Raw genomic sequence first — 14,596 nt, forward strand, 5'->3', positions numbered from 1 at the left:
TAATTTGTTAGTGAAAAAATATTATATTTATAATACTAACTAATAAAACTAAAAACCATGAAATTAAAATTTAATCTAGTTTCACTTATTATTTTAATAACATTTTCTAATTGTCAAAATGATAACCATAATTCAGATCTTCCGCACGATTCTTCTTTTTACATTGACTACAGAAGCTTGAAAGGATTACCAGATGGAATAGCGGTCATTGAGCTTGATCCTGAAGCCCCGAACTTTGGACATATTAACAGCAAACTTGAATTGGGCACTGGTGTCCTGCCTCATCATCTCTATTATAATCAGAATGCAAACAAATTATTTACCACTGCTTTAGGAGGTAAATACCTTTACCAGATAAAAACGGAAAAAGACAAAAATGGACAGCCGATATTAGTTGACGCAACACCTATCGATACAGGTGAGAATACAGTAGGCGAAAATTTGTTTTTTACCAATGATGGAAGGTATTTTATGACTTTTATGGGAGGGGCAGGAGGACCAAGAGATGGCAGTATAGGTGTTTTTAATGCCAATAACAACCAGCTTATCAAAACTATTAAAGCGCCGGTGCAGACCAATCCAAATCAATTTATTATGTATCCGCATGGTATTTCTGTTAATGAGGAAAAAGGAATAATGATGGTCACCTCAACCATTCACCCGGATCTTACTACCGGAATGGGAAATACCTGTACTTTATTGGATCTGAATACCTATGAATTAAAAGAAACCTATCTGGTAGCAGACTCACAAACGGATATGTCCAGTCCTGTCGAGGTTCTGTTGCTACGTGGAAAATTTCCACAATATGCCCTTGCCACGACAATGCTGGGTGGCGACATATGGATTGCTCCATACAATGCTGCAACCAAGAAGTATGATGCTTTTAGTAAAATATTTGACGGAAGTACACAAGGATTAGGCTGGGCACTCGAGATGTACATTGATGATAACAGCAAGCTTTATGTAAGTTTTGCAGACCCCGGAAAAGTTTTAGTCTTTGATATAAGTAATCTTCCTCAGCTAAAGCTTTTAAAAACCCTTACCGCAGATAAAGGAGCACATCATATGGTTTTCTTTAAAACCAAAAAAGGAAAAGAAGTGGTAGCAGTACAAAATAACCTGTTAGATATTCCTAACTTAAATTCCGGCACCATTAGTGTCATTGAAATCCAGACAGGGAAAACATTAGGTACCGTCGATTTACGATCCAGATATGGAATACTGCCTGAATCAATTGAAGGAACCAATGGTCCCAGCAACTACATGCATCACTAAAACTTAAAATACGCCGGATTATAAACTCCCCAAAACAGCAGATCGTGTTTTGGGGAGTTTTACTATATGGTTTCCGGTTATTTTAAATATAATTTCATTCTTTCTTCATATTCAGGCTTTAATTTTAAAAGCTTCAGAATTTTCTTATCATCCGTGTAAGTAGCCCGGTAGAAAATGATCTTATCAGCAGAATATTTGAAATAGGGATGATCTTTAAGCCATTCTTCAGGAGCTTCTGTCAAAGTATATTTAGGAACATTTGAAATATCCAGCGGGGCAATGGAAATTAATTTTTGAATCAAATTTTTATCAATATTATAAGTATCTAAAATTTGTTGTTTATTGACAAAACCTCTCAGTTTTTTTCTAAAGCCGATCATGGACCCGGCACTTTTTTCGTCCAGGCCAAATTCCAGCAACTGCTTGAATGTGATGCTATTTAAATCAACTTTTGAAAAATCGGTTTCCTGTTTTTGGATAAGACTTGTATTTGTATTGAGTTTAATATAAGGACTTAGTTCCTGGAACTTTTCCGGAGAAATAACAAAGCATTTCTTTATGTCTTCAAGAGATTTGAAGGCTCCTCTGAGATTTCTGTCACGGTAATTGATAATTGTATTGGCCTGCTTTTCAGAAAACCCTAAACCTTTCCATCCATCCAGATCTAACGTGTTGGGATCAAATGAATGATACTGAATAGTAGATTTTATGGCGTACGGATTAGCGGATTTTCTAAAATGATCAGGTGTTTTTACCGGCAACAGCAAATAAGGTTCAAGCTTACTGTAATTTTCTGAGGAGATGATAAAGCATTCTTTGAATTTTTCCTTGCTTACGAAACTTCCACCCAAGTAATTCCTGTATTTTAAGATAGCTTCAGCCTGCTTTTCACTGAAACCCATCTTCATCCATTCTGAGGCAGAAAGCCCATCCGGATTGAACTTTTTAGAAACGGAAATTTCTTTCTTTTCATTATTTTTAAACGCTTCAAGGTGATGATCTTTGCCATTTTCAGGAAGCTGGATGAAAGATTTGAGCTCCGTGAATTTTTCTTCAGAAATTGCATAGCATTTTTTGAGCTGTTCTTTTGATGTAAACTCACCTCCTACAATTTTTTTGTAGTTAAGAATCGTAGAGACCTGCTTTTCAGAAAAACCTAAATGCATCCATTGTTTTGCATCAAGTTCATTAGGATCAAAATCAGTCAGGCTGAGAGCGGCAGAACTTTCCGTAATAAATTTTACCTCAGAAAAATCTTCTTTTTCCCGGCTGGTATATTTTTGAAAAGCCAGCAGGACGATCAGCAGCATTCCCATGAATGCCAGTTTCTGGTAATAGTTTTTTCTCATCATAAAGTAAACTTATCAATAAAAATAAGTTGAAGCAATGAGGAGATACAAAAAGGACAGTTTTGTACAATAAATTCATTTAAATGATTTTTAAATTACATTTGTGTACATAGTTGTATAGAATTATTTGAAGAAATATCGGTAGAAATATTTTGTGAATATCTTTAAAATGATGTAAAATAAGGCATTGATATATACCTATTTATACTCAGTGAGACTAGAAACTTTATAACAATGAGTAGTATGATAAAGGTGGAATGATTTTAATATGGAATAATGTATAGAATTCTAACTAAAAATTTTACAGATTTGTACAAGTGATTACATACAAATATTAACAATTTGAATAAAGTTTAACATACATATTTGTGCAAATCTGTAGCAAATAAAATTTACTTCTTTAAAAAAACGATAGCATAAAATTATTCAGAATCCCTGTCCGCCAGCGAAGCTTTCAGTTTCTGAAGCTCAGCTTTTATAAATTCAAGGCGGTCAATGATGGTAACTGTTTCAGAAATTTTACTGTTGGTCGTCAGAGCAATCCTTGCTCCATCCAGTGTATAGCCTTTTTCCTTTACCAGATGATAGATCATCTGTAGGTTTTTGATGTCTTCAGGAGTAAAATAGCGGTTACCTTTCTTATTCTTTTTAGGCTTGATAATAGGGAATTCCTGCTCCCAATAACGTATTAATGAAGTGTTTACATCAAAAGCTTTTGCAACCTCTCCAATGGAATAATACAGTTTGTCAGGTAAATTTATTTTCATTTTACGAATCCTAAAAGCCAAAGATAAAAATTTTTTAACCTCGTATGCAAATTATACAGCCTCTATTCTGTCTTCCAGAAGATATCAAGAATTTCCGGGTAAAGAATTGATGAGAGCCTGTCTTTTTATGAGGCTTGTGTTTTTTCTCTTTTTACAGTACTTTTATACAATAACTACGCCCCGCATATTATCAGCAATGAATTCAATCTCCGTTCTTCATATTGACCTTTTCCAGTCCGGCAGGAATACTTCCCACTTTTATTTCAATACCATGAAAGAGCATCTGGTAGTAGGACACCGGCATATTGAAAAGCCGCACCGGCATGATTTCTATGCTGCTGTTCTTTTTACCCGCGGACAGGGAGTTCATGAAATTGATTTTCAAAAATATGATGTGTCAGAGGGAAGCCTTTTCTTTCTTTCCCCCGGGCAGATCCACAGCTGGGAACTTTCAGAAGATATCGACGGATATATTTTCTTTTGTTCGCAGGAGTTTTATGAAATGCATTATGTGAACCAGAAGTTAAGAAACTTTCCGTTTTTCGGTTCCGTATCTTTTCCCAGAAAGCTGCAGCTGGAATCTGATGAACTGATAAAAAATAAGATCCTGTTTCAGGAGTTAGGGAGAGAGCATCAGTCCCAGAGTCTGATGAAAGAAGGATTGATCCTTTCATTAATGTCTCATATTTTCATTAATTCAGCAAGGCTGTTTTCAAAAGAAATTGACAACCTTTCTTCTTCCACGAGCCTTTCTTATTTCAAACATTATCAGGATTTTGAAAACCTGATCGAGCAGCATTTTACAAGTCAGAAATCTATATCCCATTATGCTTCGTTATTGGGAATTACTCCAAAGCACCTGAACCGGATTGCACAGACTGTTGTTCAGAAAACAGCAACCGATGTTATTACAGAAAGAGTAGTGCTGGAAGCTAAAAGGATGCTGATGTACCTTGATGAAGGCCTTGTGGAAATTGCTTTCCGGCTTGGTTATGAAGAATATTCCTACTTTGTAAGAGTATTCCGGAAAAGTTCCGGAATGACTCCTACTCAGTTTATGAGAAAATACAAGGTTTAAAAAATTTTAAATTTAAAAAAAGGGAGATGGAAGACCGAAACTGGAAGTTAATAAATGTCTTATATTAATTTCACATCCGCTCCAGTCTAAAATCTAATCTTTACTCTTTATTCTTTATTCTTGGTTCTTGATTCTTGATTCTTGGTTCTTTATTCTTGTCTCTTGATTCTTGTCAATTGTCTCTCCTTTACAATAAAAGCTTAAACGGTCCTTCAAATGTCGTCTCAAAAGAATCCAGCATTTCTCCTTTTTCATCAAAAACACCGATCACCATATTCTGTTTGGAAAACTTAATGTCTTCTTCGGGAAAGGTAATATTGATATTTCCTTTCAGGATCTCATCCCCTTTCAGAATGATCTTTTCAGAACCGAAATAAGTGATCTCTGCATGAGCAGGAGTCATTACTTTAATAGTAAGAATCTTCTTCTCATTGGATTTATTTAAAAGCGTATAAATAAAAGTATTGGTGATCTTACCATCTTTAATAAAGAATGTGGAACCTGCCGGCTTAATGAATTTGGCTTCCATAGATCCGCGGTCATACATTAAGAATCCCAAAAATCCAATCAGCAGGGCCAGGAATATTGTGGTAGCCTTCATTCTGGATGTAAACCTGAACGTTTCCCGGTTTTCAATTTCTGCTTCCGTAGCATAACGGATCAGTCCTTTTGGAAGTCCAACTTTATCCATTACTTCATCACAGGCATCGATGCAGGCTGTACAGTTTACACATTCCAGCTGCTGCCCGTTTCTGATGTCAATACCTGTAGGACACACCACAACACACTGATGGCAGTCGATGCAGTCTCCTTTTCCGGTGGCTTTCCGGTCTTCATTGTTTCTCCATTTCGAACGGTTTTCACCTCTTTTGAAATCATAGTAAACATTAATGGTCTGCTTATCGATCAATACGCCTTGGAGCCTTCCGTACGGGCATACCAAAGTACAGACCTGCTCGCGGAGCCATGCGAAAACAAAGTAAAATGTCATCGTGAAAAATATCATCACAAGGAATTTCATGGAATGGGCTTCAGGTCCTTCCTTCATAATCCGGAACACTTCTTCATAGCCTACAATGTACATGAACATAAAATGAGCAATGATCAGTGAAATTAATGCAAAAAGAAACCATTTCAGAACTCTTTTTCTGATTTTTTCAGCATTCCATTCCTGTCTGTCAAGCTTCATCTGCTTATTTCTGTCACCTTCTATCAGGTATTCAATCTTTCGGAAGACCATTTCCATGAAAAGTGTCTGTGGACACAGCCATCCACAAAATATTCTTCCGAAAACGACTGTAAACAGCATGACGAAAATCACGGAGGTTACGGCTCCCAACGCAAGAATAAAGAAGTCCTGCAGATAAAAAGGCTGTCCGAGGATAAAAAACCGCCTGTCGATCACATTAATCAGGAGAAAAGGATTACCATTGATCTTCACAAATGGCAGCCCGAAAAATATAGCCAACATGGCAAAGCTTGCATAATTTCTGTAGTTCGTATATTTTCCTTTTGGTTTTCGCGGAAAGACCCATTTTCTTTTTCCCGTTTCATCCATGGTTCCCACCGAATTTCTAAATGTTTCATTTTCAAATTCTACAAATTTGTCGCTGCCTGATTCTGCACTCATTGCGGTACTTTATTAAGTTAAAAAAGTATTAAGGTGATATTTTGAGGCCGGATCAAACTTTTTTTCAGTCAGTTTTTAAGAGGAAAATTTATTGATCTTACCGTAACAAAGGTCCGGATAAAACTATTTTTCAACTAATACCATCTGCTTCAAAAATAGGATAATTAAGACATTTTAGATTTGTAATTTATTGTATCAAAATGAGTAAATATATTTGAATGTTGTAGCTGATATTGTAACTTGCAGTCTTTAAATAAATGAAGAATGAAAAAGATAGGTCGCATAGGGCTAATTGGTTTGGTTTTCGCATTGGTAAACTGTCAATCAGTAAATTACAACACAATGTTTTATGAAGGAGTACAGCCGGAGAAGATTTCGGATCAGTTCAGTTTTACAGAAGGACCGTCTTCGGATCAACATGGGAATGTTTATTTCACTGACCAGCCCAACGACAAAATCTATTATTGGGACTGGAAAACCAATAAGATCATAGAGTTTTTAGGAAAAACAGGCAGGGCAAACGGGACTCATTTCGATAAGGATGGAAATCTTATCACCTGTTCCGATGATCAGGGCGAAATCTGGAAAATTTCAAAAGATAAAAAAATAGAAGTGGTCCTGAAAGGTTTCCAGGGAAAAAGGCTGAACGGACCTAATGATATCTGGAATGATTTATCAGGCGGGATGTATTTTACAGATCCCTTATACGAAAGGGATTACTGGGTAGATTTTAAGAAGGAAATTCCTCATAAAAGCCTTTATTACAGATCCAAAGAAGGAAAAACAGTTAAGCTCGAAACTTTTGTGCAACCCAACGGAATTGTTGGAAGTGAAAAGTTTAAAAAGCTTTATGTTTCAGATATTGATGCCGGGAAAACTTACGTTTATGATATTCTGGGTGAAGGACAGCTTTCTGAGAAAAGGCTGTTCTGCGAAATGGGCTCAGATGGTATGACACTGGATAAACACGGAAACCTTTATTTAACGGGAAAAGGAGTTCATATTTTCAGCCGTCATGGGAAAAAACTTTATCATATTCCTATTGAAGAAGACTGGACGTCCAATGTAACCTTTGGAGGGGAAAATAATGATATTCTGTTTATTACAGCTTCAAAATCTGTTTACAAGCTGCCAACTAAGGTGAAAGGGGTGAAGTAAGATCATTACATATTACAAAATAGTTGATGAAAAAGGGAGCTTTCATCAGCTATTTTTTATTTATAGCCTATAAAACAAGGTTGTATCTTAGCGATAATTTTGGACTTGGAAAAATTAATATTTTTTGAAGCGACTAGCTTAGTAGAATCAATGCCAATTGATTCTGTCTTTGCAAACTTAAAGATATACAGTATTGAAATGAATCTTTGCGTTAAAAAGTGGACTTATATTTTAACGCAAAGTTTTATATATTGAGGTGTTGAGTTTTGAGACAACCAAGAATGCAACTACGTTGCTGATGAAGGAGAATGAGTAAAATACATTTAATTTTCTGAAGTTTCAGATAACTGCAGTATTGACAGCTTAATCAGTTATCTGGTCAATTTCACCGGTCATGAATATAACAGCGTTGCTTCTGATTATTGTTTGATCTCCTTTTAATTCTACCTCCATGCTTCCTGTACGTTCAGAGCATTGGAAAGCTTTGAGGATCTTTTTATCAAGCTTCAAAGACCAGTATTTGCATAAAAAGCTTTGTACGCCTCCTGTCACGGGATCTTCATTGGAACCTGACCATGGCCAGAAGTAACGGTATTCAAAGTCATAACCGGTTTTTGCAGACCGTGCAGTTACCAGAACCCCGCTGATTGTTGTTTTGATCTGCTTTAATGTGGCAAAATCCGGGCTTAGTTCTTTCAGCTGTTTACTGCTTTCTATTTCCACCATCAGGATATTGTGGTCTTTATTATATTCACAATTGATAATGTCCTGTATCCCGATGGCATCTTTTAAATCATCAAGAAACGGAGATTTCTCGGTTTCATGTACAGGAAACACCATTTCAATCTGGTTATTGTTCTTTCTCAGTTCAAGAATATGCCCGAACTGGGTTTTGAATGTTAAGGTATCAAGATCCGGATATTCCGAAAACAAAACTTTCGCAGAAGCCATCGTAGCATGCCCGCATAACGGAATTTCAGTAACCGGAGAAAAGTAACGGATAGAAAAATCGGCAGCTCCTTTTTGAATGACGAATGCTGATTCCGAAAAGCCGAATTCTTTAGCTATCTGAATCATGCTTTCTTCGGGAATAGCCTCTTTTAAAATACATACAGCTGCAGGATTTCCTCTAAATAATTTATCGGTAAAAGCGTCTGCAATGAATGTTTTAATTTTCATATCTGAATTTTGTTTAATTTGATGTTCTTTAATTAATAGGCAATTTCCATTTTTACTTTCTTGCCTTTCAGTTTTTCATTGCTTAATTTTTTCAGAACAAAGTTCACTTTATTTCTGGAAACCGCCACATAAGAGGTTGTGTCTTTCACTTCAATGATGCCGATATCTTCTTTCTGGAGTTCACCTTTTTTAATGAGATACCCTACAATGTCCACTTTATTCACTTTATCTTTTTTTCCGGCACTGATATAAATGGTCTGGAAAGGAGTTTTCTCCGGAACCTTATTAAAACCGGTTACAGTCTCTTCCGGTGTATTGTTTTTAATGAACGGGAAATTTTCATCTTCGGTCATGATCAGGTAAGCAAAACCTTTGGCATTCATTCTTGCCGTACGGCCGTTTCTGTGGATGAAAGCATCTTCCTTCGGAGGAAGCTGGTAATGAACAATAGATTCCACTTCAGGAACATCAAGGCCGCGGGACGCCAGATCTGTGGTGATTAAAATTCTTGCGGAATCATTCCTGAACTTCAAAAGGGCACGTTCCCTTTCATCCTGCTCCATACCGCCATGGAATGTTTCCCTGTCAATTCCTTTCTCTCTTAAAAGTTCAGAAATACGGTCTACAGCTTCACGGTGATTGCAGAAGATCAGTGTTCTTTTGCTCCCGATCTTGCAGATTAAATTAAAAAGAGTATCCAGTTTTTCTTCAGAAATAGTCATTACTTTTCGTAACTGGATATCCGGTTTTACTTCGCTTAATTTTAGAAAATCTATGATCTTTTCATTTTTTAAACCGGTAAACTTCGGAATTTCATCCATTGCTGTTGCAGAAGTAAGAATTCTTTGTGAAAGACCTTTCAGCGAACCTGAAATATATTCCATATCTTCATGAAAGCCCAGCTCCAGAGCTTTATCAAATTCATCCAGAACTAAAGTCTTGATTGTTTTAGGGTCAAAATTATTGTTCCTTAAATGATAAGTGACCCTTCCCGGAGTTCCGATGAGAACTGCCGGAGCTTCAATTAAATTATTGACTTCAATTTTTTTATCATGGCCGCCGTAGCAAACCGAAACCTTAAAATCTGTTCCCATCGATTTAAAAACCTGCTCAATCTGCAGAGCCAGTTCTCTTGCCGGAACTAAAATCAATGCCTGAATTCCTCCTGAAGTATCTTTTTTAAGATTTCTAAGAACAGGAAATAAAAAAGCAAGTGTTTTTCCTGAGCCTGTAGGGGAGAGCAAAACAACATCCGTATTGTTTTCCGTAGTTTTATAGGTAGATTTCTGCATCTGATTCATATCCTGAATCTGCAGCTTTTGATAAATTGAGTCTAATTCCATTTTGCAAAGGTAATTGATTTTGTTTTTTATGAAAATTCCATTTACTGTTTATTTAGATTATGGATTCCCGTAATGGTGTAGCAGGTAGAGATTATACATTTGAGGTAATTAAAAATAATAATCAACAAAATGAAACTATACCAAACCCTAGAATCTCAGCTTAAAAAAGAACCGAATTATGTCTCCGATAATGATGAAGTCAAAAAATGGGTAGTGCTCAACAAAGCACAAAATTTTGATGAAGAACTCATTGAATTATTATTGAGTGATTCAGATTTGAAAGAAAAATTTTTCATCAAAATAAAAGATGTTTTGATATTCAATCAAAATCTTTTCATACAGTTTCTTGAACAGAAAAACTATCTCAATGATAGTTACACTCAGTTTAAAAATAAAATTGGTTTGTCAGTCGATGGCAAATATCTGAAGCAACGTAACAAAGTAGCTTTGGTCTGGCCGTTCAAAGACTGTATTTTAGAAGGCGGACAAAGCCGTGAAGAAGATAAAAGAGATGAAATTTTCTTTAATGAAACTTTAGCGCAGGACGAAATAACTCAATTACTTGATCCCAAAGTATTAACAAATGCTAAAAAGTTTGATCAAGAGGGTGAAAAAGATTTTGACCAATTCAATCGCAATGAAAACGGAACAATTACCGACAACCTTATTATCAAAGGAAATAATCTTCTGGCATTGCATTCTCTAAAGAAAGAATTTGCCGGAAAAGTGAAGATGATTTATATTGATCCACCTTATAATACAGGAAGTGATGGATTTAAATATAATGATAGTTTTAACCATTCGACTTGGCTAACTTTTATGAGGAATCGACTTGAAGTAGCTAAAAACTTATTGAGAAACGATGGTGTAATATTGATTCAATGTGATCATCATGAAATGGGCTATTTAAATATTCTTTTAGATGAGACTTTTGGAAATGAAAATAAAATACAACAAATAGCGGTAAAAGTTGCATCTGCTTCTGGATTTAAAGCCGTTAATCCAGGACCAATTGATGTGTTGGAAAACATTCTTTTTTATGCAAAAAACAAAAAGATTGTACAATTTAAAAAAAATTATGTTGTAACAGGATATCATAAAAATTATAATCAATATTTGGATAATACTAGCTCAAAAGTTGAAGATTGGAGGTTAGTTCCAATTAAAGAAAAAGTTATACAAGAAAGTGGTTGTAATAATGAAAAAGAATTAAAGGACAAGCTTGGTAATGCTTATTCTACTTCTTTACAGCAAATGATAGAAGATTATGCTTACAAGAATGCAAAAAATATTGTCAGCATTAGAGACTTGCATAAACCAACTCATCAAGTAAAAATTTTACAAGAAAAATCTAAAATAGACAGAAATAAAATATTTGTTTATGATAAACAAGATGGAGATAAAACTTATATAATAAATGGAGGAGCACTAGCTTTTTACTCTACAAAAATTAGAGAAATTGATGGCGAAATGCAAATTACAGAACAGTTAACTAATTTCTGGAATCATATTTCTTGGGCGGGTATTGCAAATGAAGGTGGTGTGAAATTAAAAAATGGGAAAAAACCTGAAAAGCTGCTTAAGCAAATATTAGAACTTAATACGGATGAAAATGACATCGTTTTAGATTACCATTTAGGAAGCGGTACAACAGCAGCTGTTGCTCACAAGATGAAACGACAATACATTGGGATTGAACAATTAAATTATGGCGAAAATGACAGTGTTATTAGATTACAAAATGTAATTAATGGTGATAGAACAGGCATTTCCAAGTCCATCAACTGGCAAGGCGGCGGTTCATTCATTTACCTTGAGCTCAAAAAATACAACCAAACTTTCATCGAAAAAATAGAAGAAGCAGAAAATTCTGAAAGTCTTCTGCAAATTTGGGAAGAAATGAAAACCAAATCTTTTCTTAATTACAATGTTGATCTCAAAAAACAGGAGGAACATTTCGAAGATTTTAAAGCTTTACATCTGAATGAACAAAAACAGCTTCTTTGTGAATTGCTCAACAAAAATCAACTGTATGTAAATCTGTCTTCACTTAACGACGAAAATTTTGAGTGTACACTGGAAGAAAAGAAAGTAACAAAAGATTTTTACCAAATAAAGAAATAACAAATGGCATTTTTATACGATACACTTTTACAGGAATTCGGAAAAAGAGCCATTTCTCAGGTTCCAGTTCCAACACAAATTTCAGATAATTTGAAATTTAGCCAAAGAGCTTATCAGCAGGAAGCATTTCAGCGTTTCATTCTTTGCCACTCAGAAAATTTTGCTGGAAAACCGCATAAACCGCTTCATCTCCTGTACAACATGGCCACAGGAAGTGGTAAAACTTTGGTAATGGCGGGTTTAATGCTTCATTTGTATGAAAAAGGATACCGGAATTTCCTGTTTTTTGTAAACAGTAATAATATCATCCAGAAAACCAGAGACAATTTTCTTAATCCTCAAACTTCTAAATATTTGTTTGGCAATAAAATTGTCATCAGCGGAAAAGAAATCTTACTGAAGCAGATTGATAACTTTGATGAAGCCGATGATGAGAATATCAATATCAAATTTACGACTATTCAGCACCTGCATATTGATTTGAACAATACCAAAGAAAACAGTATTACCTACGAAGATTTTACAGATAAAAAAGTAGTGATGATTGCTGATGAAGCACATCATTTAAGCAGTGGTACAAAAAACGGAAACCTCTTCGGAAGCTGGGAGGAAACAGTTTTGAAAATCCTTCATCAGAATTTTGACAATATCCTTTTGGAATTTACTGCAACTCTGGATTATGACAGCCGGGAAATTATCAATAAGTATAAGGATAAAGTTATTTATAAATATGATCTTTCGCAGTTCAGAACAGATAAATTTTCTAAAGAAATCAATCTTGTACGTTCATTGTATGACGAGAAAGAGCGTATAATTCAGGCTTTGATTCTTAATTTGTACCGTCAGGAATTGGCAACGATTCATCATATTAATTTAAAACCTGTTATTCTTTTTAAAGCAAAGAAAACCATTAGAGAATCCGAACAAAACAAAGAAAATTTTCACAAACTGATTGAAGATTTATCTGAAACAATGGTGGAGAAAATTAAAAAAACCTCTACGGTTTCGGTTGTTCAAAAAGCTTTTCAGTTTTTTGAAGCCAAAAATATCTCATTGAATGAAATTTCGAAACGGATTCATGCCAATTTCCGCAAAGAAAATTGTCTGAGTGCCAATAATGATTCGGAAGCAGAGAAAAATCAGATTTTACTCAATACCTTAGAAGATGAAAACAACCCGATTCGTGCGGTATTTGCTGTTCAAAAATTGAATGAAGGTTGGGATGTTCTCAATTTATTTGATATCGTAAGATTATATGAAGACCGTGACGGAAAGGACGGAAATCCGGGTAAAACCACCCTGTCGGAAGCACAGCTGATCGGTCGTGGAGCAAGATATTATCCTTTTGCACTGGAAGTTGGAGAGGATAAATTTATTCGGAAATATGATGATGATATTACCAACGATTTGAAAATTTTAGAAGAATTATATTATCACACTAAAGAAGACAGCCGTTATATTTCGGAACTTAAAAAAGCGTTGGTAGAAACAGGAATTTATGAAGATGAAGCGAATCTTGAAACCAAACAGTTAAAACTGAAACCAATATTCAAAAAATCTGACTTATATAAAAAAGGATATGTTTTCTCCAATAAAAAATTACCGAAAAACTTTAATAAGGTAAATTCTTTCACTGACTTCAATATTAGAAAGACCAATTACCGTCATCAGCTTTCTTCGGGAGGTGGAAGGGTTTCAAATGTGTTTTTTGAATCGGAAAGTCCCGTTACTTCTGATGAGGTGATGAAGTCTAAAGATGTAAAACTTGTAGATATTCAGAAGCACGTTATCAGATATGCATTAAGCCAGAATCCGTTCTATTACTTTAATAATCTCTCGCATTACTTCCCCAATATTTCGTCACTTTCGGATTTTATTGAAAATAAGGAGTATTTAGGTGATTTGGAAATAACATTCCAGGGTAATTACAGGCGTCTTCAGGAAATTTCACACTTTGATTATCTTCAGGCGTTGAATGGACTTTTACAAAATATAGAAACAGAGATTAAAAAGAATGCTACGGATTATGAAGGTTCAGAATATTACCCACAACCTATTCATCAGGTTTTCAGGGATAAGGAAATCAGGGTGACTAAAGGTAATGAAAGAGCAAAAGGGCAGGAAGAATTAGTTTCAAATGAATCCTGGTATGCGTACAATGCCAATTACGGAACCATTGAAGAAAAGAATTTTGTAGAATTGTTTTCCAGACGTTTTGAAGGACTCAGCCAGAAATTTGAGAATATTCATCTGATCCGAAATGAAAGAGAAATTAAAATTTTTGACAAATACGGCCGTGCATTTGAACCGGATTTTTTACTGTTCTGCAGTGAGAGGAGCAATAAACAGCTAACTTTTCAGGTATTTATTGAACCAAAAGGAGCTCACTTGATAGGCTACGACAAATGGAAAGAGGATTTTCTGAAAGTAATTGGGAATGAAAAAAAATCTATTAAAATCTATACAGATACATACAAAATTACAGCTGTGCCATTCTATAATTATGGAAATGAAAATGAATTTAAAAGAGCTTTAGAAAGTACCTTCGAAATTTAAAATTACCCACTTGAATTTAAAATAAAATTCATATCTTTGCACCCACTTTTTGTGTGAAAGGTTTGAAAGGTAAATTATTAAAAATTAATTACTTCCGTATTTTTTAGATCCACATTTATTCAGACCACTAAAAA

At 34.9% G+C, this 14,596-nt stretch carries 10 protein-coding genes; 5 read left to right on the top strand and 5 right to left on the bottom strand.

Features of this window, described 5'->3' with window-relative positions:
- Positions 1-57 precede the first annotated feature (57 nt).
- Positions 58-1,278: a hypothetical protein gene (locus AC4IFE_RS10950; protein ID WP_490757029.1), complete on the top strand. Its 1,221-nt coding sequence runs from the start codon at positions 58-60 to the stop codon at positions 1,276-1,278.
- 77 nt (positions 1,279-1,355) lie between these two features.
- Here AC4IFE_RS10950 and AC4IFE_RS10955 read toward each other — a convergent pair whose 3' ends face one another.
- Both AC4IFE_RS10955 and AC4IFE_RS10960 read right to left on the bottom strand, forming a co-directional pair.
- Positions 1,356-2,630 (bottom strand): helix-hairpin-helix domain-containing protein, encoded by a 1,275-nt coding sequence (locus AC4IFE_RS10955; protein ID WP_490757031.1) that lies wholly within the window; start codon positions 2,628-2,630, stop codon positions 1,356-1,358.
- 419 nt (positions 2,631-3,049) lie between these two features.
- Positions 3,050-3,394, bottom strand: a complete 345-nt coding sequence (locus AC4IFE_RS10960) for a MerR family transcriptional regulator (protein WP_034704939.1) — start codon at positions 3,392-3,394, stop codon at positions 3,050-3,052.
- A gap of 196 nt (positions 3,395-3,590) precedes the next feature.
- Here AC4IFE_RS10960 and AC4IFE_RS10965 point away from each other — a divergent pair, with 196 nt between their 5' ends.
- Positions 3,591-4,472, top strand: coding sequence for an AraC family transcriptional regulator (locus AC4IFE_RS10965; RefSeq protein WP_490757034.1), 882 nt, complete (start codon positions 3,591-3,593; stop codon positions 4,470-4,472).
- Positions 4,473-4,659: 187 nt separating this feature from the next.
- On the opposite strand, the gene ccoG is transcribed toward AC4IFE_RS10965, so the two are convergent.
- The gene (gene ccoG / locus AC4IFE_RS10970; protein WP_490757036.1) at positions 4,660-6,102 is read right to left on the bottom strand and encodes a cytochrome c oxidase accessory protein CcoG; all 1,443 of its coding nucleotides are present in this window, start codon (positions 6,100-6,102) and stop codon (positions 4,660-4,662) included.
- A 264-nt stretch (positions 6,103-6,366) separates the two neighbouring features.
- Between ccoG and AC4IFE_RS10975 the strand changes: the two genes are divergently transcribed.
- Entirely contained in the window at positions 6,367-7,260 is an 894-nt protein-coding gene (locus AC4IFE_RS10975) for an SMP-30/gluconolactonase/LRE family protein (RefSeq protein ID WP_490757038.1), read from the top strand.
- Positions 7,261-7,623: 363 nt separating this feature from the next.
- Here the strand turns inward: AC4IFE_RS10975 and AC4IFE_RS10980 are convergent, their stop codons facing one another.
- Both AC4IFE_RS10980 and AC4IFE_RS10985 read right to left on the bottom strand, forming a co-directional pair.
- Complete coding sequence (locus tag AC4IFE_RS10980; protein WP_490757040.1) at positions 7,624-8,439, bottom strand: PhzF family phenazine biosynthesis protein; 816 nt, start codon at positions 8,437-8,439, stop codon at positions 7,624-7,626.
- A gap of 32 nt (positions 8,440-8,471) precedes the next feature.
- Positions 8,472-9,782, bottom strand: a complete 1,311-nt coding sequence (locus AC4IFE_RS10985; RefSeq protein ID WP_490757042.1) for a DEAD/DEAH box helicase — start codon at positions 9,780-9,782, stop codon at positions 8,472-8,474.
- 129 nt (positions 9,783-9,911) lie between these two features.
- On the opposite strand from AC4IFE_RS10985, the gene AC4IFE_RS10990 reads away from it, so the two are divergent.
- Together AC4IFE_RS10990 and AC4IFE_RS10995 are read left to right on the top strand one after the other, a co-directional pair.
- Complete coding sequence (locus tag AC4IFE_RS10990; RefSeq protein WP_490757044.1) at positions 9,912-11,906, top strand: DNA methyltransferase; 1,995 nt, start codon at positions 9,912-9,914, stop codon at positions 11,904-11,906.
- Positions 11,907-11,909: 3 nt separating this feature from the next.
- Positions 11,910-14,462 (top strand): DEAD/DEAH box helicase family protein, encoded by a 2,553-nt coding sequence (locus tag AC4IFE_RS10995; protein WP_490757046.1) that lies wholly within the window; start codon positions 11,910-11,912, stop codon positions 14,460-14,462.
- The last annotated feature ends 134 nt before the right edge of the window (positions 14,463-14,596 follow it).

The sequence above is a fragment of the Chryseobacterium sp. UF-81 genome (assembly GCF_058245105.1).